This is a genomic window from Leifsonia naganoensis (assembly GCF_013410615.1).
GTDB classification, from domain to species: Bacteria; Actinomycetota; Actinomycetes; order Actinomycetales; family Microbacteriaceae; genus Leifsonia; species Leifsonia aquatica.
The window spans coordinates 3,638,684-3,663,306 of record NZ_JACCHJ010000001.1; the positions used below are offsets into that span (position 1 = coordinate 3,638,684).

Annotated in this window: 21 protein-coding genes; all 21 read left to right on the top strand. The window is 71.4% G+C overall.

What is annotated here, in order from left to right; translation table 11 throughout:
- The first annotated feature begins 69 nt into the window (after window positions 1-69).
- Window positions 70-327, top strand: coding sequence for a DNA-directed RNA polymerase subunit omega (rpoZ, locus tag HNR14_RS17525; protein ID WP_021757903.1), 258 nt, complete (start codon window positions 70-72; stop codon window positions 325-327).
- Window positions 328-405: 78 nt separating this feature from the next.
- Complete coding sequence (locus tag HNR14_RS17530; protein ID WP_179702725.1) at window positions 406-1,689, top strand: bifunctional phosphopantothenoylcysteine decarboxylase/phosphopantothenate synthase; 1,284 nt, start codon at window positions 406-408, stop codon at window positions 1,687-1,689.
- A gap of 37 nt (window positions 1,690-1,726) precedes the next feature.
- The gene (metK, locus tag HNR14_RS17535) at window positions 1,727-2,920 is read left to right on the top strand and encodes a methionine adenosyltransferase (RefSeq protein WP_021762957.1); all 1,194 of its coding nucleotides are present in this window, start codon (window positions 1,727-1,729) and stop codon (window positions 2,918-2,920) included.
- Between the two features lie 2 nt (window positions 2,921-2,922).
- The gene (locus HNR14_RS17540; protein ID WP_179702021.1) at window positions 2,923-4,914 is read left to right on the top strand and encodes a primosomal protein N' family DNA-binding protein; all 1,992 of its coding nucleotides are present in this window, start codon (window positions 2,923-2,925) and stop codon (window positions 4,912-4,914) included.
- A gap of 63 nt (window positions 4,915-4,977) precedes the next feature.
- Entirely contained in the window at window positions 4,978-5,892 is a 915-nt protein-coding gene (gene fmt, locus HNR14_RS17545; protein ID WP_179702022.1) for a methionyl-tRNA formyltransferase, read from the top strand.
- Window positions 5,889-7,370 carry an RsmB/NOP family class I SAM-dependent RNA methyltransferase gene (locus HNR14_RS17550; protein WP_179702023.1) on the top strand — a complete coding sequence of 494 codons (1,482 nt, stop codon included), beginning with the start codon at window positions 5,889-5,891 and terminating at the stop codon, window positions 7,368-7,370. Before fmt ends, HNR14_RS17550 begins: the two co-directional genes overlap by 4 nt.
- Before the next feature lie 99 nt (window positions 7,371-7,469).
- The gene (gene rpe, locus HNR14_RS17555) at window positions 7,470-8,126 is read left to right on the top strand and encodes a ribulose-phosphate 3-epimerase (RefSeq protein ID WP_179702024.1); all 657 of its coding nucleotides are present in this window, start codon (window positions 7,470-7,472) and stop codon (window positions 8,124-8,126) included.
- Window positions 8,127-8,167: 41 nt separating this feature from the next.
- The gene (locus HNR14_RS17560; protein ID WP_039921834.1) at window positions 8,168-8,431 is read left to right on the top strand and encodes a phosphoribosyl-ATP diphosphatase; all 264 of its coding nucleotides are present in this window, start codon (window positions 8,168-8,170) and stop codon (window positions 8,429-8,431) included.
- A gap of 63 nt (window positions 8,432-8,494) precedes the next feature.
- The gene (gene hisG / locus HNR14_RS17565; RefSeq protein ID WP_179702025.1) at window positions 8,495-9,334 is read left to right on the top strand and encodes an ATP phosphoribosyltransferase; all 840 of its coding nucleotides are present in this window, start codon (window positions 8,495-8,497) and stop codon (window positions 9,332-9,334) included.
- Entirely contained in the window at window positions 9,334-10,098 is a 765-nt protein-coding gene (gene hisF, locus HNR14_RS17570) for an imidazole glycerol phosphate synthase subunit HisF (RefSeq protein ID WP_179702026.1), read from the top strand. Before hisG ends, hisF begins: the two co-directional genes overlap by 1 nt.
- Complete coding sequence (gene hisI / locus HNR14_RS17575; protein ID WP_021762520.1) at window positions 10,095-10,484, top strand: phosphoribosyl-AMP cyclohydrolase; 390 nt, start codon at window positions 10,095-10,097, stop codon at window positions 10,482-10,484. Before hisF ends, hisI begins: the two co-directional genes overlap by 4 nt.
- Window positions 10,481-12,037 carry an anthranilate synthase component I gene (locus HNR14_RS17580; protein ID WP_425485036.1) on the top strand — a complete coding sequence of 519 codons (1,557 nt, stop codon included), beginning with the start codon at window positions 10,481-10,483 and terminating at the stop codon, window positions 12,035-12,037. Before hisI ends, HNR14_RS17580 begins: the two co-directional genes overlap by 4 nt.
- 5 nt (window positions 12,038-12,042) lie before the next feature.
- Window positions 12,043-12,786 (top strand): Trp biosynthesis-associated membrane protein, encoded by a 744-nt coding sequence (locus tag HNR14_RS17585; RefSeq protein WP_179702027.1) that lies wholly within the window; start codon window positions 12,043-12,045, stop codon window positions 12,784-12,786.
- Between the two features lie 69 nt (window positions 12,787-12,855).
- Window positions 12,856-13,086, top strand: coding sequence for a DUF6704 family protein (locus HNR14_RS17590; RefSeq protein ID WP_021765320.1), 231 nt, complete (start codon window positions 12,856-12,858; stop codon window positions 13,084-13,086).
- A gap of 3 nt (window positions 13,087-13,089) precedes the next feature.
- Window positions 13,090-13,860, top strand: a complete 771-nt coding sequence (gene trpC, locus HNR14_RS17595) for an indole-3-glycerol phosphate synthase TrpC (RefSeq protein ID WP_179702028.1) — start codon at window positions 13,090-13,092, stop codon at window positions 13,858-13,860.
- Complete coding sequence (gene trpB, locus HNR14_RS17600) at window positions 13,860-15,071, top strand: tryptophan synthase subunit beta (RefSeq protein WP_179702029.1); 1,212 nt, start codon at window positions 13,860-13,862, stop codon at window positions 15,069-15,071. Before trpC ends, trpB begins: the two co-directional genes overlap by 1 nt.
- The gene (gene trpA / locus HNR14_RS17605; protein ID WP_179702030.1) at window positions 15,068-15,850 is read left to right on the top strand and encodes a tryptophan synthase subunit alpha; all 783 of its coding nucleotides are present in this window, start codon (window positions 15,068-15,070) and stop codon (window positions 15,848-15,850) included. The genes trpB and trpA overlap by 4 nt, the downstream gene beginning before the upstream one ends.
- Before the next feature lie 86 nt (window positions 15,851-15,936).
- Window positions 15,937-16,926, top strand: coding sequence for a prolipoprotein diacylglyceryl transferase (gene lgt / locus HNR14_RS17610; protein WP_179702031.1), 990 nt, complete (start codon window positions 15,937-15,939; stop codon window positions 16,924-16,926).
- Window positions 16,927-17,107: 181 nt separating this feature from the next.
- On the top strand, window positions 17,108-21,685 hold the full coding sequence (gene gltB / locus HNR14_RS17615) for a glutamate synthase large subunit (protein WP_179702032.1): 4,578 nt from the start codon (window positions 17,108-17,110) through the stop codon (window positions 21,683-21,685).
- Window positions 21,678-23,135, top strand: coding sequence for a glutamate synthase subunit beta (locus HNR14_RS17620; protein WP_021757721.1), 1,458 nt, complete (start codon window positions 21,678-21,680; stop codon window positions 23,133-23,135). Before gltB ends, HNR14_RS17620 begins: the two co-directional genes overlap by 8 nt.
- A 72-nt stretch (window positions 23,136-23,207) precedes the next feature.
- On the top strand, window positions 23,208-24,623 hold the full coding sequence (pyk, locus tag HNR14_RS17625; RefSeq protein ID WP_179702033.1) for a pyruvate kinase: 1,416 nt from the start codon (window positions 23,208-23,210) through the stop codon (window positions 24,621-24,623).

Below are 24,623 nucleotides of genomic sequence, written 5' to 3' on the forward strand. Positions count from 1 at the left end.
ACGTCGGCCGCCCAGAACGACCAGGCCGGCCACGGTCTTTCCACAGAACAGCTGAAGGAGTCCCTCCGCATGGCAACCAGCAACAACGGCATCATCGACCCGCCCATCGACGACCTGCTCGCCAAGGTCGAGTCGAAGTACGCCCTCGTGATCTTCGCCTCCAAGCGCGCCCGTCAGATCAACGACTACTACGCCGACCTCCACGAGGGCAGCCTGTTCGACAACGTCGGCCCGCTGGTCGACTCCTCCGTCGACGACAAGCCGCTGTCCGTCGCGATGCACGAGATCAACGAGGACAAGCTCGTCCTGAAGCCGATCGTCGAGTAACGAGCGACGACACCGCCGGGCACGGCCCGGCCCGAGCTGGACTCTGCCGTTGAGGGGGGTGGCGCCGTGAGCGCACGTTTGACCATCGTCGTCGGAGTGACCGGAGGCATCGCCGCGTACAAAGCGGTGGGTGTCATCCGGGCGCTCGTGCTCGACGGGCACTCGGTGCACGTGGTGGCGACGGAGGCCGCTCTGCGGTTCGTCGGCCGCCCGACGCTCGAGGCGATCAGCCGCAACCCGGTCGCGACCGACCTCTACGAAGGCGTCGCCGAGGTGCGGCACGTCGCCCTCGGCCAGTCCGCCGACCTCATCGTGATCGCGCCGGCGACGGCCAACACCATCGCCAAGCTCGCGGCAGGCATCGCCGACGACCTCCTGGGCAACACGGTCCTCGCCTCCACCGCCCCGCTCGTCATCGCCCCGGCGATGCACACCGAGATGTGGCGCAACGCCGCGACTGTTGCGAACATCGCGACGCTGCGCGGACGCGGCATCCACATCGTCGGCCCCGCGAGCGGCCAGCTGACCGGTGCCGACTCCGGCCCCGGGCGGATGGAGGAGCCGGAGGTCATCGCCCGCGTCGCTCTGCGTGCCGCGGGCGTCTCGCCACGTCCCGCCGCGACTGCTGTTCCCGAGCCCGTCGCCGACGTGGTGGTGCTCTCCGAGCGGCGCCGCGCGAACGAGGCCGCACGTCTGCCGCGCGGGGGCGTCGATCTCGCCGGACGCCGCGTCGTGATCAGTGCCGGCGGAACCCGCGAGCCGCTCGACCCGGTGCGCTTCCTCGGAAACCGCTCCAGCGGGAGGCAGGGCGTCGCCCTCGCGAGCGCGGCACTGGCCCGCGGCGCGGACGTCGTGCTGATCGCGGCCCACCTCGAGGTCGATCCGCCCGAGGGCGTCGAGCTCGTCGAGGTGCAGACCGCGCTCGAACTGCAGTCGGCGGTCACCGAAGCGGCTCGCTCGGCCGACATCGTCGTGATGACGGCGGCCGTCGCCGATTACCGCCCCGCCGAGACCCGCGACGCCAAGATCAAGAAGTCCGAGGCGGGGGAGACCCTCACCCTCGAGCTCGTCGCCAACCCCGACGTGCTCGCCGGGCTCGCACACGACAAGCGCGACGGGCAGGTGCTGGTCGGCTTCGCGGCCGAGACCGAGCCCGACCCGTCCGCCTTGATCGAACTCGGCCGCGGCAAGCTCGCCGCGAAGGGCTGCGACTTCCTCGTCCTGAACCAGGTCGGCTGGAGCCAGGGCTTCGCAACGGAGAGCAACGAGGTCGTCGTCCTGCGAAAGGGCGGAGATATAGTGATGGAGGCCTCGGGCACCAAGCTGTCGGTGGCCGATCGTATCCTCGACGTCATCGCCTGACGCCCGCCGTCACCCCTCGCAGGACCCAAGGAGAACAATGGCAGATCTGCGCCTTTTCACGTCCGAGTCGGTCACCGAGGGGCACCCGGACAAGATCTGCGACCAGATCTCGGACAGCATCCTCGACGCGCTCCTGACCGTCGACCCGCACAGCCGGGTCGCCGTCGAGACACTCGTCACGACCGGCCTCGTGCACGTCGCAGGCGAGGTCTCCACCCGGGGTTACGTCGAGATCCCGGCACTCGTCCGCGACAAGCTCGTCGAGATCGGGTACGACTCCTCCGACGTCAGCTTCGACGGTACGCAGTGCGGTGTGTCCGTCTCCATCGGCGCCCAGTCGCCGGACATCGCGCAGGGCGTCGACAACGCGCTCGAGACACGCGCCGAGCAGAGCGAGGACGACCTCGACCGGCAGGGCGCGGGCGACCAGGGCATCATGTTCGGCTACGCGACCACCGAGACTCCGCAGTACATGCCGCTCCCGATCTGGCTCGCGCACCGGCTGTCGGAGCGCCTGGCCGCCGTCCGCAAGGACGGCACGCTGGACTACCTCCGCCCGGACGGCAAGACCCAGGTGACGGTCGGCTACGAGGGCATCGTGCCGAAGTCGGTCCAGACCGTCGTGCTCTCGACGCAGCACGCTCCGTCGGTGACGAACGAGCGGCTGCAGGCCGAGGTGATCGAGGAGGTCATCGCGCCGGTGCTGCACGACGCCGGTCTCGAGACGTCGCACATCCGCACGCTCATCAACCCGACCGGCCGGTTCGAGATCGGCGGCCCGAAGGGCGACGCGGGGCTGACGGGCCGCAAGATCATCGTCGACACCTACGGCGGCGCGAGCCGGCACGGGGGTGGCGCGTTCTCGGGCAAGGACCCGTCGAAGGTCGACCGGTCCGCAGCGTACGCGATGCGCTGGGTCGCCAAGAACGCCGTCGCCGCGGGCCTCGCCGACCGTCTCGAGCTCCAGGTCGCCTACGCGATCGGCAAGGCCGCTCCGGTCGGGCTCTACGTCGAGACCTTCGGCACAGGAACCGTCCCCGACGAGCGGATCATCGCCGCCATCCGGGAGGTCTTCGACCTGCGCCCGGCCGCCATCATCCGCGATCTCGATCTGCTGCGGCCGATCTACGCCCGCACAGCCACGTACGGCCACTTCGGCCGGGAGCTCCCCGAGTTCACGTGGGAGCGGCTCGACCGCGTCGACGACCTGCGGTCGGCCGCGGGGCTGTAACGGTGGCGGCGGCCGGCCGGGTCGCCCGCGTCGTCCTCGACTCGCCGCTCCCGCAGCTGGATCATTTCTTCGACTACGCCGTCCCCGATGAGCTCGCCGCCGAGGCGGTTCCCGGGGTGCGCGTGCGGGTCCCGCTGCGCACGGCGGGCCGCATCGCGGACGGCTATCTCGTCGAGCTCGCCGATGCCGGTGAGGGTTTCGAGGGGTCGCTGAGTCCGATCGAGGCGGTCGTGTCTCCCGTGCCCGTACTGACGCCCGGTGTGTGGACCCTCGCCCGGCGTCTGGCCGACCGGAGCGCGGGCACGGCCAGCGACATCCTGCGGCTCGCGGTTCCGTCGCGCATGGTGCGCGCCGAGAAGGCCTGGCTCGCGCTGCCGGAGGAGGAGCGGTCGCCCGCGCCGCGCCCACCCGCGTTCGGTGTCAGGGGGTACGGCGACGGGGTGCTCGAAGCGGCCGTCGCGCGTGACGAGCGGATGGCGTTGCAGGCCATCCCGCGCCTCAGCCCGCTGCCGGACGGCACCTGGGTCGGCGAATGGGCGATCACCCTGGCCGCTCTCGCCGCTGCCTGCTGGGCGGGCGGCCGGACGGCGATCGTGGCCGTGCCCGACCACCGGGACCTCGACCAGCTCGCCGCCGCCCTCGCGGCCGTCGCCCCGCCGGAGGCCGTCGTCCGCGCGGACGCCGCGCAGGCCAACGCCGACCGTTACCGCGGCTTCTTGGCGGCCCTGAGCGGTCCGCGGATCGTGATCGGCAACCGCTCCGTCGTCTACGCGCCCGCGGAGCGATTGGGGATGATCGCCGTCTGGGAGGACAGCGACCCGCTGCACGCCGAACCGCTCAGCCCGTACGTGCACACGCGCGACGCCGCCCTGGTCCGGCAGGAGCTGGAGGGCTGCGCGCTCGTCATCTCCGGCCTGGTGCGCAGCGCGGAGGCGCAGCGCCTGGTCGAGCTCGGCTGGCTGCGGGACGTCGCTCCCGAGCGCGTCGTGACCCCGAAGGTGGTGCTCACCGCCAACCAGCAGGCGACGGAGGACGTGGCGCGGGCGGCGCGCATCCCGTCCATCGCTTGGCGTGCGGCGCGGGATGCGCTGAGCGGCGACAGCGGACGGCCGAAGGGCCCGGTGCTCGTGCAGGTGGCGCGACCCGGCTACGTGCCGCAACTGGCGTGCGTGAGCTGCGGCCAGGCCGCGCGCTGCAACCGGTGCGAGGGTCCGCTGGGCCAGACGCGCGCGGGGGCGACCCCCTCGTGCGGCTGGTGCGGAGCACTCGCGACCGATTGGCAGTGCGACCGGTGCGAGGGTCGCCGGTTCCGGATGGTCAGCCTCGGTTCGGGTCGCACCGCCGAAGAGCTGGGCCGCGCCTTCCCGGGCACGCGGATCATCGTCGCCGACGGCGATCACCCGGTGCAGCGGATCGGGTCGGCACCCGCACTCGTGGTGGCCACCCGGGGAGCCGAGCCGATCGCGGAGGGCGGCTTCCAGGCGGTGCTGCTCCTGGACGGGGAGCGGATGCTCGCGCGGGAGACCCTCCACGTCGCCGAGGACTGCCTGCGCTGGTGGTCGAGCGCCGCGACGCTGGCGGCTCCCGGTGCCCCCACGGTGCTGGTCGGCGTCTCGGGCTCGCTCGCGCGCGCCTTCGCGACCGGGCGTCTGGTCGACTTCGCCCGAGCCGAGCTCACCGACCGTCGTGAGCTGCGGTTCCCGCCGGCGGTCCGGCTCGCCTCGGTCACCGGCACAGAGGAGGCCGTTCAGGGCGTGATCGGCGCGGTCGACCCCGGTCTGCTGATCGACGTGCTCGGCCCGGCACCCGTCGACGAGCGGCTGGTCCGCGGCATCCTCCGGTTCGAGTACGCGCGTGGGGCGGAGGTCGCCGCGGCCGTGCGCGCGGCGGTGGTGCGCAACGCCACCAAGCGGCGCAAGGCCCCGGCCGGCCGTGGTGGGTTCCGGCCCGCGCCGGCCCTCCGAGTGCGCTTCGACGACACCGAGATCCTCTAGCGGTCGCGGGTAGACTCGAGCGCGGTCCCACCCGCTCCACCCACCCTCCGGAAGAACCTTCGCATGCGCCTCGTCTTCGCCGGCACGCCGGCCGTCGCCCTCCCGTCCCTCCATGCCCTCGCCGAACGGCACGACGTCCTCTCCGTGATCACACGGGAGGATGCCCCGCTCGGCCGCAAGCGCGTCCTGACGCCGTCGCCGGTCGCCGCCGCCGCCGCCGACAAGCTCGGCATCCCCGCGATCAAGGCAAACCGCCTGGGGGAAGAGGTGACGGAGCGCGTCGCCTCGCTCGCCCCGGACCTCGGCGTGATCGTGGCGTACGGCGGGCTGGTGCGTGAGCCGCTGCTCTCCCTTCCCCGTCTCGGCTGGGTCAACCTCCACTTCTCGCTCCTCCCGCGCTGGCGCGGTGCCGCCCCGGTGCAGCACGCGGTGATCGCCGGTGACCAGGAGACGGGCGCCGCCGTGTTCCAGCTCGTCCCGGCGCTGGATGCGGGTGACGTCTTCTCCGAGCTCCGTCGCCCGGTCGGCGCCGACGAGACCGCCGGTGAGCTGCTCGACGCGCTGGCCGTGTCCGGCGCGACCCTGCTCGCCGACACCGTCGACGCCCTCGCCGCCGGCACCGCCGTCGCCCGGCCGCAGGAGGGGGAGCCGACCCTTGCCCCCAAGCTCGCCCTCCAGGACGCGCACCTCGATTTCGGGCGGCCGGCGGACGAGGTCTACGCACGGCTCCGGGGGGTGACGCCGGAACCGGGCGCGTTCGCGCTGCTGGACGGCGAGCGGTTCAAGGTTGCCGAAGCCCGTCGCGCGTTCGATGCCGACTCCCTCGCCCCCGGCCAGGTGGAATTGCGCGACAAGCGCGTGCTGGTCGGCACCGGCACGTCGCCTCTCGAACTCGTGACCGTGCAGCCCGCGGGCAAGCGCGCCATGGCGGCCGCCGACTGGTGGCGCGGCGCCGGCGGAACGGCGGTGCTCTCGTGAGCGAACGGCGCCCGCACGACAACAGCCCGCGCAACGGCGGTCCTCGGAGCGACCGCTCGCGCGGCGACCGTCCCCGCACCGACCGCCCGCGCGAGGGCCGCCGTGACGACCGTCCGGTGGAGCCCCTCGTCCAGCCCGCCCGCCGGGTCGCCCTCGACGTGATCGCGGCGGTGAGCGATTCCGATGCATACGCCAACCTCCTGCTGCCCACGCGCATCGCCCGCGCGCGGCTGTCGCCGGCCGACGCCGCCCTCGCGACCGAGCTGACGTACGGGACCCTGCGCATGCAGGGGTACTACGACCGCGTCATCGCCGAAGCCGCGGGCCGTCCCGTCGACCGCATCGACCCGCCGATCCTCGACGTGCTGCGGCTCGGAGCGCACCAGCTGCTCTCGACCCGCATCCCGTCGCACGCGGCGGTGAACGAGTCCGTCGCGCAGGCGAGGATGGTCGGCAGCCGATCCGCGACCGGCTTCGCGAACGGCGTGCTGCGCGAGATCGGACGGCACACGCCCGAGGAATGGCGGGAGCGCGTCGCCGCGGGGGCCAGGAACGAGGACGATCGGCTCGCGGCCCTCACGTCGCACCCCACGTGGGTGATCCGCGCATTCCGGCGGTCGCTCGCCGCGGAAGGACGGGGTGACGAGCTGGAGGCACTGCTCGACGCCGACAACGCCGCGCCGCGCGTGAACCTGGTCGCCCTTCCCGGACTGGCCGAGCCGCCGGCGGGAGCGCGGCCCGACCGGTTCTCGCCGGTCGGCTTCACCGGCGACGGCGGCGACCCGCTCGGCCTGGTCGAGTCGTCGAAGGGACGACTCCGCGTGCAGGACGAGGGCTCCCAGCTCGCGGCCCTGGCCCTCACGCGTGCACGGCCGGTGCGGCCCGGCGAGCGGTGGCTCGACCTCTGCGCCGGCCCTGGCGGCAAGGCGGCGCTGCTCGCCGCGGAGGCCCTCGCGGGGGGCGCCGAGCTGGTCGCCAACGAACTCGTCCCCGCCCGGGCCGAGCTCGTGCGCAAGGCCCTCGCGGCCGTGCCGCTCGACGTTCCCGTGTGGGAAGAGGACGGCACCGCGATCGGCGACGAGCATGCCGGGGCGTTCGACCGCATCCTGCTCGACGCACCGTGCACCGGACTGGGTGCCCTGCGCCGCCGGCCCGAGGCCCGCTGGCGCAAGGAGCCGAAGGACGTCGCCGAGCTGAGCGCGCTGCAGAACCGCCTGATCGACTCGGCGATCGATGCACTCGCGCCCGGTGGTCTGCTGGCCTACGTGACCTGCTCGCCGCACATCGCCGAGACGCGCAGCGTCGTCGCCGGCGCGCTCGACCGGCATCCCGAGCTCGAAGCGGTCGGCACCTCTGCCGTGGTGCAGGGGCTCGCCCAGGAGCCCCTTGACCTGGCCGGCGATCCGGAGGTCGTGCAGCTGTGGCCGCACCGGCAGCTCACGGACGCCATGTTCATCGCGCTGCTCGCCAAGCGCTGAGCCCCGCGAGAGGTGAGTAGTCGCGGGTGCGCGGCCCCGCGCACCCACGACTACTCACGCCTCGCGAAAGGGCGCGTGCTCGCTCGATAGGCTGGACGCATGGCCCGTATCAACCCGAGCATCCTCGCCGCCGATTTCGTCAACCTGGAGCGCGATCTCGCCCGGATCGCCACGGCGGATCTGGTCCATGTCGACGTCATGGACAACCACTTCGTCCCGAACCTCACGTTCGGCCCGCAGATGGTGGAGCGCATCCAGGCGGTGAGCGCCATCCCGCTCGACGTGCACCTGATGATCGACGACCCCGACCGCTGGGCGCCGGGATACGCGGAGCTGGGCGCCTACTCGGTCACGTTCCACGCCGAGGCCGCCGCCGACCCCGTGACCCTGGCTCGTCGGCTGCGGGAGATCGGCGCCCGCGCGGGCATCGCCCTCAAGCCGGGGACCGACGTCGCGCCCTACCTGGAGCTCCTGCCGGAGTTCGACCAGGTGCTCGTCATGACCGTCGAGCCGGGATTCGGCGGCCAGTCGTTCATGCCGGAGACCATGCCCAAGCTGCGCGCGCTGCGCGAGGCGGTCGAGGCACGCGGCCTCGATGTCTGGCTGCAGGTCGACGGGGGAGTGACGACGGAGACCATCGTCACGGCCGCCGAGAACGGCGCGGACACCTTCGTCGCCGGATCCAGCGTGTTCCGGGGCGAGCCGGCCGATCAGATCGCCGGTCTGCGGGCGGCCGTCGCCGCGCACTCCCACTGACGGCGGCGCACAGGGGTCCCCGCGACCGCTACGCTGTAATGGTGAAAACCTTCGACGACCTCTTCGCCGAGCTCAGCGAGAAGGCCGCCACCCGCCCGGAGGGATCCGGGACGGTGCGCGAGCTGGATGCGGGCGTGCACGCCATCGGAAAGAAGATCGTGGAGGAGGCCGCCGAGGTCTGGATGGCCGCGGAGTACCAGTCCGACGAAGAGACGGCGGAGGAGATCTCCCAGCTGCTCTACCACCTCCAGGTGCTCCTGCTGGCCAAAGGCCTGACGCCGGCCGACGTCTACCGACATCTGTGACGCTGCCCTCGAACGCGCCGTGAGGCGCATCCCGCAACCGTCGCACCAGGAAAGACATCGCACATGCTGAAGATCGCCGTCCCCAACAAGGGTTCCCTCTCCGAGACCGCGGCGCAGATGCTCCACGAGGCGGGCTACGTCGGCCGCCGCGACCCCAAGGAGCTCATCGTCACGGACGCGCGCAACGGGGTGGAGTTCTTCTACCTGCGTCCGCGCGACATCGCCACCTACGTCGGCTCCGGCGCGCTCGACGTCGGCATCACCGGGCGTGACCTCCTGCTCGACTCGGGTTCGCCCGCGAGCGAGATCGCGTCCCTCGACTTCGCCGCCTCCACGTTCCGCTTCGCCGCACCGGCCAACGGGTTCACCGACCTCGCGGACCTCCAGGGCAAGCGGGTCGCGACGAGCTACCCCGGCCTGGTGGGGGCGTTCCTCGCCGAGCGGGGGGTGGATGCCGCCCTCATCAAGCTCGACGGCGCCGTGGAGTCCGCGGTGCGGCTCGGCGTCGCGGACGCGGTCGCCGACGTGGTCGAGACCGGCTCCACCCTGCGCAAGCAGGGGCTGGAGATCTTCGGTCCGGTCATCCTCGAGTCCGAGGCCGTGCTCATCTCGTCTCCCACGCGCGCGGCGGGCGTCGACACGCTGCTGCGCCGGCTGCAGGGCGTCATGGTCGCCCGCCAGTACGTGCTCGTCGACTACAACCTGCCCGCGGTGCTGCTCGATCGCGCCGTCGCCCTGACCCCGGGCGTCGAGTCCCCGACGGTGTCGCCCCTCGGTGAGCCCGACTGGGTCGCCGTGCGCGTCATGATCAAGCAGGACCAGACCAACCGCGTCATGGACGATCTCTACGAGCTGGGCGCGCGGGCCATCCTGGTCACCTCCATCCACGCGGCGCGGATCTGATGTCCGTCGCGGTCCGCGTCATCCCGTGCCTCGACGTGGCCGCCGGCCGCGTCGTCAAGGGGGTGAACTTCCAGAACCTCCGCGACCAGGGCGACCCGGTCGAGCTGGCGCGCAAGTACTTCGAGCAGGGGGCGGACGAGCTCACCTTCCTCGACGTGACGGCGACGGTGGACGATCGCTCCACCACCTACGACGTGGTGCAGGCGACGGCCGAGCAGGTCTTCATCCCGCTCACGGTCGGCGGCGGCGTGCGCAGCGCGGAGGATGTCGCGCGGCTGCTCGGCAGCGGCGCGGACAAGATCGGGGTCAACTCGGCCGCCATCGCGCGCCCGGAGCTGATCGCGGAGATCGCCGACCGGTTCGGCGCGCAGGTGCTGGTGCTCTCGCTCGACGTCAAGCGATCGGCGGCCACGCCGTCGGGCTTCGTCGTGACGACGCACGGCGGCCGCACCGAGACGGAGCTCGACGCCCTCGACTGGGCGCGCCGGGCGATCGAGTTGGGCGCGGGCGAGCTGCTCGTGAACTCGATCGACGCCGACGGCACCAAGGAGGGCTTCGACCTGGAGCTCATCCGCGAGATGCGGGCGATCAGCAGCGTGCCCGTTATCGCATCCGGCGGCGCGGGCGCCGTGGCCGATTTCGCGCCCGCGATCGAGGCCGGCGCCGACGCCGTCCTCGCCGCGAGCGTTTTCCACTCCGGCGAGCTGACGATCGGCGACGTCAAGGAGGCCTTGGCACAGGCAGGACGGGAGGTCCGCTCATGAGCGACGACCAGCGCGCGGTGCTCGACCGCATCACCTTCACCGAGAACGGGCTCGTCCCGGCGATCATCCAGCAGTGGGACACCCGCGAGGTGCTCATGATGGGCTGGATGGACGCCGAGGCGTTCCGCCGGACGATGACCGAGGGGCGGGTGACCTTCTGGTCTCGGTCCCGGCAGGAGTACTGGCGCAAGGGCGACACGTCCGGTCACGTGCAGTTCGTGAAGTCCGCCGCGCTCGACTGCGACGGGGACACCCTCCTGGTGACGGTCGACCAGATCGGCGCGGCCTGTCACACCGGCACCCGCACCTGCTTCGACGCGGACCAGCTCGACCCCGTCGTCGGGGACGGCGCCGCCGACTCCGACGAGATGAGGTCCGACCTGTGATCGCGACGACCGCCGCCTCCACCACCACGCGCGACGACTTCGACGCGCTGGTCGGCAGCCACCGCGTCGTACCCGTCGTGCGCGAGCTGTTCGCCGACGGGGAGACCCCGGTCGGCATCTACCGCAAGCTCGCCGCCGGACGCCCGGGCACCTTCCTGCTCGAGTCCGCCGAGCAGGGCGGGATCTGGTCCCGCTTCTCGTTCGTCGGCGCCGCGTCGTTCGGCGTGCTCACTCAGCAGGGCGACGACGTGCGCTGGCTCGACTACGGCGTGTCGGCCGAACGCGCGCTCGGCGGGGAGACCGCCCTGCGTCCGCTCGCCGCCCTCGCCGCGCTGCACGAGCGCTGGCAGACGCCGCGCATCCCGGGCCTGCCCCCGCTGACCGGCGGCCTGGTCGGCTTCATCGGCTGGGAGGCGATCCGCCAGATCGAGCGGCTGCCCGACCAGCCGCCGGCGGACTACGACATCCCGGGACAGGCGCTCGCCTTCGCGGCGGACCTCGCCGTGATCGACCACCGGTCGGGCACGGTCAAGCTCATCGCCAACGCCCTCGCCGACGGCGCGGAGCCGGCCGAGGTGCTGTGGGCCGACGCCCAGGCGCGCCTCGACCGGATGCAGCGCGAACTGGCGCAGCCCTCCGAGGCGTGGCTCGCGGAGGTCGACCTCGACACCCCGGCCGAGCCCGTCTCCCGCACGCGCGAGGAGGACTTCCTCGCGTCGGTGGAGGTCGCCAAGGAGCGCATCGTCGCGGGCGACATCTTCCAGGTCGTCATCTCGCAGCGCTTCGAGCTGGAGTGCACCGCGTCCTCGCTCGACGTCTACCGCGTCCTGCGTGCCCTGAACCCGAGCCCGTACATGTACCTGCTCTCCCTGGAGCGGCCGGACGGCGGCGCGTACCAGATCGTCGGCTCCTCGCCCGAGGCCCTCGTGAAGGTGCAGGAGGGGCGCGCGTTCACGCACCCCATCGCGGGTTCACGACCACGCGGCGCGACGCCGGAGGAGGATCTCGAGCTCGAGACGTCCCTCCTCGCCGACGACAAGGAGCGCGCCGAGCACCTCATGCTCGTGGACCTCGCCCGCAACGACCTGCTCAAGGTCTGCGCCGCCGGATCGGTCGAGGTGACCGAGTTCATGCGCATCGAGCGGTTCAGCCACATCATGCACATCGTCTCGTCGGTGGAGGGAGACCTCCTGCCCGACGCCTCGGCGATCGACGTGTTCCGCGCGACGTTCCCGGCGGGAACGCTGTCGGGCGCGCCGAAGCCGATGGCGCTGCGGATCATCGACGAGCTCGAACCGGCGCAGCGCGGCGTGTACGGGGGAGTGATCGGCTACTTCGACTTCGCCGGCGACGCCGACCTCGCGATCGCCATCCGCACGGCCACGATCATGGACGGCGTCGCGCGGGTGCAGGCCGGCGGCGGCCTGGTCGCCGACTCGGTCCCGCGCAGCGAGTTCCAGGAGTCGCAGAACAAGGCCGCCGCGCCGCTGCGCGCGGTCGCGGTGGCGAACGCGATGCGCCGGGTGACCGGCGCCGCGGACGGCGGGCGCTGATCGCGATGGCGGCCGAGGAGCAGGACGGCACGACGGCGGAGCAGGAGGTCGCGCGCCCCGTGAACCGCCGCGCCAAGTACATCGCGCTGCTCGTGCTGGTGGTCGGCAGCGGGCTCACGCTCCTGTCGGCGACGCAGACCTGGTTCACCGTGCACCTCACCGACGTGGGCAGCCACGTCGGCGCTCTGGGCGTGCCCGGTTCGACCGCGGCCCCGGCGCTCACGGCCCTCGCGCTCGCGGGCCTCGCGCTGACCGCTGCCCTGGCCATCGCCGGCCCGATCTTCCGCATCGTGCTGGCGCTCCTCGGCCTGCTGCTGGGCGTCTCGGTGCTGATCTCGGCCGGGAGTGCGCTGGGGGACGCGCTGCGCGCCTCCTCGTCCGTCATCACGACGGCGACCGGCGTCGCAGGCGAGTCCTCCATCCGGCGCCTCGTGGACGCGGTCGACGTGCAGTTCTGGCCGTGGCTCGCCGTCGTCGGGGGCGCGCTGATCGTGCTCGCGAACGTCGCGGTCGTGCTGTTCTCGCGGCTCTGGCCGGGGTCGTCGCGCAAGTACCAGACCCGGTTCGCCGGCGAGGACGGCCGGGATGCGGCTGCCGTGCTCGGCGTCGCCGACACGCCCGAATCGGACGACGATGAGGCGCGCGCGGTGGCCGAGGGGGAGACCGCCTCCGAGCCCGCGTCCCTCGATCGCGACACCGCGATCGACAGCTGGGACGAGCTGAGCCGCGGCGACGATCCCACGCGCTGAGCCACTAGACTTGATCCGTTCCCATTCCCGTGCGTGCCCGTCGGCGCGCACCCGACGTGCAGGAGTCCCATGAGCACCGAGTCAGTCGAGCCAGGCCACGGTCATTCGCCGGCGGCGTGGACGGCCGTGATCATCATGCTGGTCGCCTTCGCCATCGGCGCTGTGGCGTTCTTCTTCGATGCGCCGGTCATCGTCTGGGCGGCGGCCGGGCTGGCCGTCGTGGGTCTCATCGTCGGCTGGATCATGAAGCGCGCGGGCTACGGAGTCGGCGGCTCCAAGTACACCCCGAAGGGTCACTGACGCGTGCTCGCCGACCTCGTCGCCGGCGCGCTCGAGGATGCTGAACGGCGGCGCGCCGAGCGTCCGCTCGCCGTCGTCGAGGCAGCAGCCCTCGACCGTGCCCCCGCACTCGACGCCCTCGCCGCCCTCGCCCCCGCGGACCGCATCAAGGTCATCGCGGAGGTCAAGCGGGCGAGCCCGTCGCGCGGCGCCCTCGCCGACATCCCGGACCCGGCCGCCCTCGCGGCCGCGTACGAGACCGGCGGCGCGAGCGCGATCAGCGTCCTGACCGAGGAGCGCCGCTTCCGCGGCTCGCTCGCCGACCTGGAGTCGGTCCGTGCCGCGGTCTCGATCCCGGTGCTCCGCAAGGAGTTCGTCGCCGAGCCGTACCAGATCTTCGAGGCGCGCGCCGCGGGCGCCGACCTCGTGCTCCTCATCGTCGCCGCGCTCGATCAGCAGACCCTGGTCTCGCTGCACGACCTGATCGTCGAGCTGGGCATGACCCCGCTGGTCGAGGCCCACACCGAGGACGAGCTGAGCCGGGCGTTCGACACCGGCGCGAAGCTCGTGGGCGTCAACGCCCGTAACCTCTCCACATTCGAGCTGGATCGCGATCTGTTCGGCCGCCTGGCCGACCGGTACCCGTCCGGCACCATCCGCGTCGCGGAGTCCGCCGTCCTCTCGGCGGCCGACGTGGCGCACTACCGAGCGGCGGGCGCGGACGTCGTGCTCGTCGGCGAGGCGCTCGTCACGAGCGACCCCGTCGCCACGCTCGGCGAGTTCCTGGGAGTCTGATGTCCCTCCGTTCCGAGACCGGTCCCTACTTCGGCGACTTCGGCGGCCGCTTCGTGCCCGAATCGCTCGTCGCCGCGCTGGACGAGCTGTCCGCGGCGTGGGAGGAGGCCAAGGCCGACCCCGCGTTCCACGCCGAGCTGGACGAGCTGCACCGCTCCTACACCGGACGTCCGTCGATCATCACCGAGGTGCCCCGCTTCGCGGAGCACGCGGGTGGAGCGCGCATCATCCTCAAGCGCGAGGACCTCAACCACACCGGGTCGCACAAGATCAACAACGTGCTCGGCCAGGCCATCCTGACGAAGCGCATCGGCAAGAAGCGCGTCATCGCCGAGACCGGCGCCGGCCAGCACGGCGTCGCGACGGCGACGGCCGCCGCGCTGTTCGGCCTCGAGTGCACCGTCTACATGGGCGAGGTCGACACGGAGCGCCAGGCGCTCAACGTCGCCCGCATGCGCCTGCTCGGCGCCGAGGTCATCGCGGTCAAGACCGGGTCGCGCACCCTCAAGGACGCGATCAACGACGCGATGCGCGACTGGGTCACCAACGTCGAGACCACCAACTACATCTTCGGCACGGTCGCGGGTCCGCACCCGTTCCCGGCGATGGTCCGCGACCTCCAGAAGATCATCGGCGAGGAGGCGCGCGAGCAGGTGCTGGCGCTGACCGGCCGTCTGCCCGACGCCGTCGCCGCGTGCGTCGGCGGCGGCTCCAACGCCATCGGCATCTTCCACGCTTTCCTGGACGACGAGGACGTGCGCCTCGTCGGCTTCGAGGCCGGGGGCGAGGGCGCCGAGACGCCCCGCCACGCCGCGACGATCACCAAGGGCCGCCCCGGCGTCCTGCACGGCGCGCGCAGCCTGCTCCTCCAGGACGAGGACGGCCAGACCATCGAGTCGCACTCGATCTCCGCCGGTCTCGACTACCCGGGCGTCGGCCCGGAGCACTCGTGGCTCTCCTCGATCGGTCGTGCCGAGTACCGGCCCGTGTCCGACGCGGACGCGATGGCGGCTCTGCGCCTGCTCAGCCTGACCGAGGGCATCATCCCGGCGATCGAGTCGTCGCACGCCCTCGCCGGCGCGCTCGTGCTCGGGCGCGAGCTCGGCCCGGACGGCATCGTGCTCGTCAACCTCAGCGGCCGCGGCGACAAGGACATGGAGACCGCCGGACGCTACTTCGGCCTGATCGACGAAGGAGCCGTGCAGTCGTGAGCCGGGTCGCCGACACCATCGCCCAGCGCAACCGGGAGGCCGGCGGCGCGCTCATCGGCTACCTGCCCGCCGGGTTCCCCGACCTCCAGACGAGCATCGAGGCCGCCGTGGCCCTCGCCGAGAACGGTGTCGACGTCATCGAGCTGGGCCTGCCGTACTCCGACCCCGTCATGGACGGCACCGTCATCCAGGCGGCCACGCAGCAGGCCCTCGCGGGCGGTTTCCGCCTGCGCGACGGCTTCACCGCGGTCCGCGAGATCACGAAGCGCGCGGACATCCCCGTGCTCGTGATGACCTATTGGAACCCCGTGCTGCAGTACGGGGTGGACCGCTTCGCGGACGACCTCGCGGCCGCCGGGGGAGCAGGCCTCATCACGCCCGACCTGATCCCGGACGAAGGCGCTGAATGGCTCGCCGCGTCCGAGCGGGCCGGCCTGGACCGCGTCTTCCTCGCCGCGCCGACATCGACCGACGAGCGCCTCCGCAAGACGGTGGAGGCGAGCCGCGGCTTCGTCTACGCCGTCTCGACGATGGGCATCACCGGTGCCCGCTCCGACGTGGATGCCGCCGCCCGCACGCTCATCGGCCGCCTCCGCGAGGCCGGCGCGACGAGCGCCTGCGTGGGGGTCGGCATCTCGACGGGCGCCCAGGTGCGCGAGGTGCTGGAGTACGCCGACGGCGCGATCGTCGGCTCCGCACTGGTCAAGGCCCTCGCCGACGGCGGGGTCGAGGCGGTGGCCCGGACGGCCGCCGAACTGGCGGGTGGCGCGGCGCGGTAGCGCCGTCGTCTTAGACTATGGAGGCTGCGCGGCGATCCGCGCCGGCCTGACCGTGACGAAAGGTGAGTCTTCGGGTGTTTGCGACGATGAGCGGCTGGTACGCCAGCATCCCGAGCCCGGGGCCCGAGTGGCAGAACATCCCGATCGACCTGTTCGGGTGGCACTGGCGCATCCAGACATACGCGATCATGATCCTGATCGGGATCGTCGTGGCGGTGCTGTGGACCTCGCGTCGTCTCAGCAAGCGCGGCGGCGAGCCGGGCGTGGTGCTCGACTTCACGCTGTGGGCGGTCGTCCTCGGCATCGTCGGAGCCCGCCTGTACCACGTGTTCACGCACCCGGGCGACTACTTCTACGCGGGCGCCAACCCGTGGAACGTCTTCGCGATCTGGGAGGGCGGCAACGCCATCTTCGGCTCGCTGATCGGCGGCGCCGTCGGCGTGCTGATCGCGTCGCGCATCACCGGCGTGCGGTTCTGGTCCTTCGCGGACGCCCTCGCCCCCGCCCTGCTGCTCGCTCAGGCGATCGGCCGCCTCGGCAACTACGTCAACCAGGAGCTGTTCGGCCTGCCGACGAACCTGCCGTGGGGTCTGCAGATCGACGCCGACAACAAGGCGATCCCCGTCGGCCTGCCCGACGGCACGCTCTTCCAGCCGCTGTTCCTCTACGAGATCATCTGGAACGTCATCGGCGTCGTCGTGATCCTCTTCCTCGAGCGCAAGTTCCAGCTGCGCTGGGGCAAGACCCTCGCCGTGTACCTCATCTGGTACGGCCTCGGCCGCTCCTACCTGGAGTCGATCCGCATCGACCCGAGCGAGTTCAACATCCTCGGCATCCCGACCAACGTGTGGGCGGCGTTCCTGGCCGTCATCCTCGGCATCGTCATCCTCATCGTGCAGACGCGCCGCCACCCCGGACTCGAGCCGAGCGTGTACCGTCCGGGTCGTGAATGGGTGCGGCCGGATGCTGAGGTAGACTCTGACGACACGGACTCGGATGACGAGGTCCCCGACGAGGACGACGGGGTACCCGCCGGATCCTCAGGAGCCAAGGCCACAAGCCCAACGAACGGTTGAACCCCGTCGGCTCGCACCACCCGCAACGTCTGTCGAGGCAATCCCGAAAGCATCACCGACCGCACCGAGCCACCAGGCCGCACACAGCCCGGTGAGCGCGGCGGATCCACCACCTCTCAGGGCCGATGGCGTCCCCGCACTTACATCCCCACATCCACGACACTGTGAGGACGGTCGAAAGATGGCGTTCACGCCTCCCCGAACCCGGTTCAGCACCCTCCCTGCGAAGCAAGGTCTCTACGACCCCGCCGACGAGAAGGACGCCTGTGGCCTCGCCATGGTGGCGACCCTGCGCGGCACCGCCGGGCATGACATCATCGACGCCGCGCTGCAGGCGCTGCGCAACCTCGAGCACCGCGGCGCGGTCGGCTCCGACGCCGGCACCGGCGACGGCGCGGGCATCATCACGCAGGTGCCTGACGTCTTCCTGCGCGCCGTCTCCGGACTGGACCTGCCGGCGGCCGGTCAGTACGCGGTCGGCAACGCCTTCCTCCCGACCTCGGAGGAGGAGCGCGCCGCCGTCAAGCAGGCCGTCGAGGCCATCGCGGCCGAGCAGGACCTGACGGTCCTCGGCTGGCGCGAGGTGCCGGTGCGGCCGGACGAGCTCGGGAACCTGGCGCGCGACGCGATGCCGGTCATCGAGCAGCTGTACGTGTCGAGCACGCGCGTCGACGAGCAGGGCGCCCCGCTCGCCGGGATCGCCCTCGACCGGCTGACGTTCTTCCTGCGCAAGCGCGCGGAGCGCGAGCTGGACCTCTACTTCTCGTCGCTGTCGAGCCGCACCCTGGTCTACAAGGGCATGGTCACGACCCTGCAGCTCGAGCCGTTCTACCCGGACCTCTCCGACCAGCGCTTCGCCTCCAAGCTCGCCCTGGTGCACTCGCGCTACTCCACGAACACGTTCCCCTCCTGGCCGCTCGCGCAGCCGTTCCGGATGATCGCGCACAACGGCGAGATCAACACGGTGCAGGGCAACCGCAACTGGATGCGTGCCCGCCAGTCCCAGCTCGAGAGCGAGCTGCTCGGCGACCTCTCGCCCGTCTTCCCGATCGTCACGCCCGGCGCGAGCGACTCCGCCTCGTTCGACGAGGTCGTGGAGCTCATCTCGCTCACCGGCCGGTCGCTCCCGCACGCGGTGATGATGATGGTGCCGGAGGCCTGGGAGAACCAGACCGAGATCGACCCGGTCCGCCGCGACTTCTACGAGTACCACTCCATGCTCATGGAGCCGTGGGACGGCCCCGCCGCGATCGTCTTCACCGACGGCTCGGTCGTCGGCGCGACCCTCGACCGCAACGGCCTGCGCCCCGGCCGGTACGTCGTGACCAACGACGGCCTCGTGGTGCTCGCCTCCGAGATCGGCGTGCTCGACATCGAGCCGAGCCGCGTCGTGCGCAAGGGCCGTCTGCGCCCGGGCCGCATGTTCCTGGTCGACACGGTCGCCGGACGCCTGATCGAGGACGACGAGATCAAGTCGGAGCTCGCCGCCGGTGCGCCTTACGGCGAGTGGCTGGACGAGGGCCGGATCAACCTCAAGGACCTGCCGGAGCGCGAGCACATCGTGCACACCCCGGCCTCCATCACGCGCCGCCAGCGCACCTTCGGCTACACGGAGGAGGAGGTCCGCATCCTCCTCAAGCCGATGGCGACCACCGGCGCCGAGCCGCTCGGCGCGATGGGGTCGGACACGCCGGTCGCGGTGCTCTCGCAGCGTCCGCGCCTGCTCTTCGACTACTTCACCCAGCAGTTCGCCCAGGTGACGAACCCGCCGCTCGACTCGATCCGCGAAGAGGTCGTCACCTCGCTGAAGCTCGGGCTCGGCCCGGAGCGCAACCTGCTGTCGGCGGGGCCCGAGCACGCCCGTCAGGTCGTCCTGGACTTCCCGGTGATCGACAACGACGAGCTCGCGAAGATCCAGCACATGGATCCGGCGCCCGGCAGCCGCCTGACCACGACGATCCGCGGCCTCTACCGCTTCGACGCGGGCACCGACGCCATGGAGCGCCGCCTCGCCGAGATGTGCGACGAGGTCGACGAAGCGATCGAGGCCGGCGCGCAGTTCATCGTGCTCAGCGACCGCGACTCCAACAAGGACCTCGCGCCCATCCCGTCGCTGCTCATGCTCGCGGCCGTGCACCACCACCTGATCCGTGCCGAGAACCGCATGAAGGTCGGACTGATCGTGGAGGCGGGCGACGTCCGCGAGGTGCACCACGTCGCACTGCTGATCGGCTACGGCGCCTCGGCGATCAACCCGTACCTGGCGATGGAGACCTGCGAGGACCTCGTCCGTTCCGGCTTCATCACCGGGGTGACGCCCGAGAAGGCCGTCAAGAACGTGATCAAGGCGCTCGGCAAGGGCGTCCTGAAGATCATGTCCAAGATGGGCATCTCGACGGTGTCGTCGTACGCCGCGGCGCAGGCGTTCGAGGCCGTCGGCCTCAGCCAGGCCTTCGTCGACCGCTACTTCACCGGCACGACGAGCAAGCTCGGCGGCGTGGGCATCGAGGTCATCGCGGCCGAGAACCTCTCGCGCCACGAGAGCGCCTACCCGGCCGAGAGCGCCATCGTCGCGCACGAGCGCCTGGCGACCGGCGGCGAGTACCAGTGGCGCCGCGACGGCGCCCCGCACCTCTTCAACCCGGAGACGGTCTTCCGCCTCCAGCACTCGACGCGCACGCGCCGCTACGACGTCTTCCGCGAGTACACGAAGCTGGTCGACGACCAGTCCGAGTCGCTCATGACGCTGCGCGGGATGTTCGCCCTCAAGACGGGCGAGCGCACCCCTGTGCCGCTGGACGAGGTCGAGTCGATCGAGTCGATCGTCAAGCGCTTCTCCACCGGCGCGATGAGCTACGGCTCCATCTCCAAGGAGGCGCACGAGACCCTCGCGATCGCCATGAACCGGCTCGGCGCCAAGTCGAACACCGGTGAGGGCGGCGAGGACCTCGACCGTCTGCTCGACCCCGAGCGCCGCAGCGCGATCAAGCAGGTCGCGTCGGGACGCTTCGGCGTCACGAGCATGTACCTCACGCACGCCGACGACATCCAGATCAAGCTCGCGCAGGGCGCCAAGCCCGGCGAGGGCGGTCAGCTGCCGCCGACCAAGGTCTACCCCTGGGTGGCGCGCACCCGGCACGCGACGGCCGGCGTCGGCCTCATCTCGCCGCCGCCGCACCACGACATCTACTCGATCGAGGACCTCAAGCAGCTGATCTTCGACCTCAAGCGGGCCAACCCGGGCGCACGCGTCCACGTGAAGCTCGTCTCGGAGTCGGGCATCGGCGCGGTCGCCGCCGGCACCGCGAAGGCCCTCGCCGACGTCATCCTGGTCTCCGGCCACGACGGCGGCACGGGCGCCTCCCCGGTCAACTCCCTCAAGCACGCGGGCACGCCGTGGGAGCTCGGCCTGGCCGAGACGCAGCAGACGCTGATGCTCAACGGGATGCGCGACCGCGTGGTCGTGCAGGTGGACGGACAGCTCAAGACGGGCCGCGACGTGATCGTCGGCGCCCTGCTCGGCGCCGAGGAGTTCGGCTTCGCGACGGCGCCGCTGGTGGTCTCCGGCTGCATCATGATGCGCGTCTGCCACCTCGACACGTGCCCGGTGGGCGTCGCCACGCAGAACCCGGAGCTGCGCTCGCGCTTCTCGGGCAAGCCCGAGTTCGTCGTGAACTTCTTCGAGTTCATCGCCCAGGAGGTGCGCGAGTACCTCGCCGAGCTCGGCTTCCGCAGCCTGGACGAGGCCATCGGCCACGCCGAGCTGCTCGACGTGGACCGCGCCGTCACGCACTGGAAGGCGTCGGGCATGGACCTGTCGCCGATCCTGCACGGCCCGGAGTTCCCGGACACCGCGCCGCGCAAGAACGGCCGCGCCCAGGACCACGAGTTGGAGCTGCACTTCGACAACCAGCTGATCGAGGCCTCCCGCGACGTGCTCGCGAACGGCGGCACGCTCGAGCTTTCCCTGCCGATCCGCAACACGGAGCGCGCGGTGGGCACCATGCTCGGCCACGCCGTCACCGTCGCGCGCGGCGAGAACGGCCTCCCGAACGGTTCGATCGACATCACCCTCACGGGCTCCGCGGGCCAGTCACTCGGCGCGTTCCTCCCGAGCGGCATCACGCTGCGGCTGGAGGGCGACTCCAACGACTACGTCGGCAAGGGCCTGTCCGGCGGTCAGATCGTCGTGCGCCCGCCGAAGGAGGCCGTGTTCGCGGCCGAGCGCAACGTGATCGCGGGCAACGTGATCGGCTACGGCGCGACGCAGGGCAGCATGTTCATCCGCGGCATCGTGGGCGAGCGCTTCCTGGTCCGCAACTCCGGGGCGACCGCGGTCGTCGAAGGGGTCGGCGACCACGCGCTCGAGTACATGACCGGTGGCCTCGCGGTCATCCTCGGCGGTACGGGGCGCAACCTCGGCGCGGGCATGTCCGGCGGCACCGCCTACGTGTACGAGCTCAAGGAGGACCGCGTCAACCGGGACTCGCTCGCCACCGGTGAGCTGGAGCTGCTGCCCCTCGGCAGCGCCGACGTCGAGATCGTGCGCGACCTGCTCGAGAAGCACCGGGCGGAGACGGGATCGGCGCTGGCCGAGCGCCTCCTCGCCGACTTCGACGCAACGGTCGCGAAGTTCGTCAAGGTGCTGCCGCGGGACTACGCGGCCGTGCTGCAGATGCGTCAGGAAGCCGTCGACGAGGGTCTCGATCCCGACGGCGACATTGTGTGGAACCGGATTCTGGAGGTGACCGGTGGCTGATCCCAAAGGGTTCTTGAAGACGACGGAGCGGGAGCTCCCCAAGCGGCGCCCGGTCTCCGTGCGGCTCATGGACTGGAAAGAGGTCTACGAGGCCGGCGATCCGGCTCAGTTGCGCCGGCAGGCGGGCCGCTGCATGGACTGCGGCGTGCCGTTCTGCCACCAGGGCTGCCCGCTCGGCAACCTCATCCCGGAGTGGAACGACCTGATGTGGCGCGGGGAGGGTCGTCAGGCCATCGACCGCCTGCACGCGACCAACAACTTCCCGGAGTTCACCGGCCGTCTGTGCCCGGCGCCGTGCGAGTCCTCGTGCGTGCTCGGCATCAACCAGCCGGCCGTCACGATCAAGCAGGTCGAGGTCTCGATCATCGACCAGGCCTGGCAGAACGGCTGGGTGCAGCCGCACCCGCCGGAGCGCCTCACGGGTAAGACCGTCGCGGTCGTCGGCTCGGGCCCGGCCGGTCTGGCCGCCGCCCAGCAGCTCACGCGCGCCGGCCACACGGTCGCCGTGTACGAGCGGGACGACCGCATCGGCGGCCTGCTGCGCTACGGCATCCCGGACTTCAAGATGGAGAAGAAGCACCTCGAGGCGCGTCTGAACCAGATGATGGCCGAGGGCACCCGCTTCCGCGCCGGCGTCAACATCGGCGTGGACATCACCTGGGACGACCTGCGCGCGCGCTACGACGCCGTCGTGGTCGCGACCGGTGCGATGGTGCCGCGCGACCTCCCGATCCCGGGCCGGGACCTGGTGGGCGTGCACTACGCGATGGAGTACCTCGTCCAGCAGAACAAGGCGGGCGCCGGCGACGACGTCTCCGGCCAGATCACCGCGGACGGAAAGCACGTCGTGGTCCTGGGCGGCGGCGACACCGGTGCGGACTGCATCGGCACGGCGCACCGTCAGGGCGCGGCGAGCGTGACGAACCTCGCGATCGGCGTGCAGCCGCCCGCGGAGCGTCCCGACCACCAGCCGTGGCCGACCACCCCCACGCTCTTCGAGATCCAGTCGGCGCACGAGGAGGGCGGCCAGCGCGAGTACCTCGCGTCGACCGTCGAGTTCCTCGCGAACGAGTTCGGCGAGGTCCGCGCGCTGCGCGTGGCCGAGACCGAGTACCTCGACGGCCGCCGCGTGCCGAAGGCCGGGACCGAGCGCGAGATCCCCGCGGACCTCGTGCTCCTCGCCCTCGGTTTCACGGGCCCGGAGCAGGACGACCTCTCCGCGCAGCTCAACCTCCCGTTCGACCAGCGCGGCAACGTGCAGCGCGACGGGCAGTACCAGACCAGCGAGCCGGGCGTCTTCGTCGCGGGCGACGCCGGGCGCGGCCAGTCGCTCATCGTCTGGGCGATCGCTGAGGGCCGGGCGGCGGCAGCGGCCGTCGACCGGTATCTTGAAGGAGAGACGCAGCTGCCGTCTCCGGTCCGTCCGACCGACCGGGGCATCCTCGTCTGAGGTGACCCGACCAGGGCATCACCACGAACCGCGCGCCGTCAGGGGCGCACGAACAACGGAGCGAACGAAAGCATGAGAAGGGCGAAAATCGTCTCGACCCTCGGGCCGGCGACGTCCAGCTACGACAACATCCGCGCGATCATCGACGCGGGTGTTGACGTGGCCAGGATGAATCTGAGCCACGGCAGCTACGAGGTCCACGAAGGGGTCTACGCCAACGTGCGCAAGGCCGCCGCGGACGCGGGCAAGCCGGTCGCGGTCCTGGTGGACCTGCAGGGACCGAAGATCCGCCTCGGCAAGTTCGAGGCCGGTCCCTACGAGCTCGCCGAGGGCGACATCTTCAAGATCACCACCGAGGACATCATCGGCACCAAGGAGATCTCCTCGACCACGTTCAAGGGCCTGCCCCAGGACGTCAAGGCCGGGGACTTCCTGCTGATCGACGACGGCAAGGTCCGCGTCAAGGTCCTCGAGACCGACGGCACCGTCGTGACCACCCAGGTCATCGTCGCGGGTCCGGTCTCCAACAACAAGGGCATCAACCTCCCGGGTGTCGCGGTCAACGTGCCGGCGCTCTCGGACAAGGACGAGGCCGACCTGCGCTGGGGCCTCAAGCTCGGCGCCGACATCATCGCGCTGTCGTTCGTGCGCAACGCCAGCGACATCGAGCGCGTGCACGAGATCATGGCCGAGGAGGGGCGCCGCGTCCCCGTCGTCGCCAAGATCGAGAAGCCGCAGGCCGTCGAGGCGCTCGAGGAGATCATCGAGGCGTTCGACGCCATCATGGTCGCCCGCGGCGACCTGGGCGTGGAGCTGCCGCTCGAGGCGGTCCCGATCGTGCAGAAGCGCGCCGTCGAGCTTGCCCGCCGTGCTGCCAAGCCGGTCATCGTCGCCACGCAGATGCTCGAGTCGATGATCTCCAGCCCCGTCCCGACCCGCGCGGAGACCTCCGACGTCGCCAACGCCGTCCTCGACGGCGCGGACGCGGTCATGCTCTCGGGCGAGACCAGCGTCGGCGAGTACCCGACCGTCACGGTGCAGACCATGGCGCGGATCGTCACCTCGACCGAGGAGCACGGTCTCGACCGCATCGCCCCGCTCGGCACCCGGCCCCGCACCCAGTCGGGTGCGATCACGCTGGCTGCCACGGAGGTCGCGGACTTCGTCGAGGCGAAGTACCTCTGCGTCTTCACCGAGTCGGGCGAGTCGGCACGCCGCATGGCGCGCCTGCGCAACAAGATCCCGATCCTGGCCTTCACGCCCGAGGAGTCGACCCGTCGCAAGATGTCGCTCTACTGGGGCGTCGAGTCCTTCGTGGTCGACCGCGTCACCCACACCGACCAGATGGTCGCCCAGGTGGACGAGGCGCTCAAGTCGACCGGCCGTGCGGTGAACGGTGACAAGGTCATCATCATCTCGGGTTCCCCTCCCGGAATCCCCGGCACCACCAACGACATCCGCGTCCACCGCGTCGGCGACGTGATCTAG

Excerpts from the sequence above, each read along its gene's own strand:
- HNR14_RS17585 (WP_179702027.1), top strand. The coding sequence starts at position 12,043 with ATGGCGGCCGAGGAGCAGGACGGCACGACGGCGGAGCAGGAGGTCGCG.
- hisG (WP_179702025.1), top strand. The coding sequence starts at position 8,495 with ATGCTGAAGATCGCCGTCCCCAACAAGGGTTCCCTCTCCGAGACCGCG.
- HNR14_RS17590 (WP_021765320.1), top strand. The coding sequence starts at position 12,856 with ATGAGCACCGAGTCAGTCGAGCCAGGCCACGGTCATTCGCCGGCGGCG.
- rpoZ (WP_021757903.1), top strand. The coding sequence starts at position 70 with ATGGCAACCAGCAACAACGGCATCATCGACCCGCCCATCGACGACCTG.
- rpe (WP_179702024.1), top strand. The coding sequence starts at position 7,470 with ATGGCCCGTATCAACCCGAGCATCCTCGCCGCCGATTTCGTCAACCTG.
- hisF (WP_179702026.1), top strand. The coding sequence starts at position 9,334 with ATGTCCGTCGCGGTCCGCGTCATCCCGTGCCTCGACGTGGCCGCCGGC.
- gltB (WP_179702032.1), top strand. The coding sequence starts at position 17,108 with ATGGCGTTCACGCCTCCCCGAACCCGGTTCAGCACCCTCCCTGCGAAG.
- trpB (WP_179702029.1), top strand. The coding sequence starts at position 13,860 with ATGTCCCTCCGTTCCGAGACCGGTCCCTACTTCGGCGACTTCGGCGGC.
- pyk (WP_179702033.1), top strand. The coding sequence starts at position 23,208 with ATGAGAAGGGCGAAAATCGTCTCGACCCTCGGGCCGGCGACGTCCAGC.
- lgt (WP_179702031.1), top strand. The coding sequence starts at position 15,937 with ATGAGCGGCTGGTACGCCAGCATCCCGAGCCCGGGGCCCGAGTGGCAG.
- fmt (WP_179702022.1), top strand. The coding sequence starts at position 4,978 with ATGCGCCTCGTCTTCGCCGGCACGCCGGCCGTCGCCCTCCCGTCCCTC.
- metK (WP_021762957.1), top strand. The coding sequence starts at position 1,727 with ATGGCAGATCTGCGCCTTTTCACGTCCGAGTCGGTCACCGAGGGGCAC.
- hisI (WP_021762520.1), top strand. The coding sequence starts at position 10,095 with ATGAGCGACGACCAGCGCGCGGTGCTCGACCGCATCACCTTCACCGAG.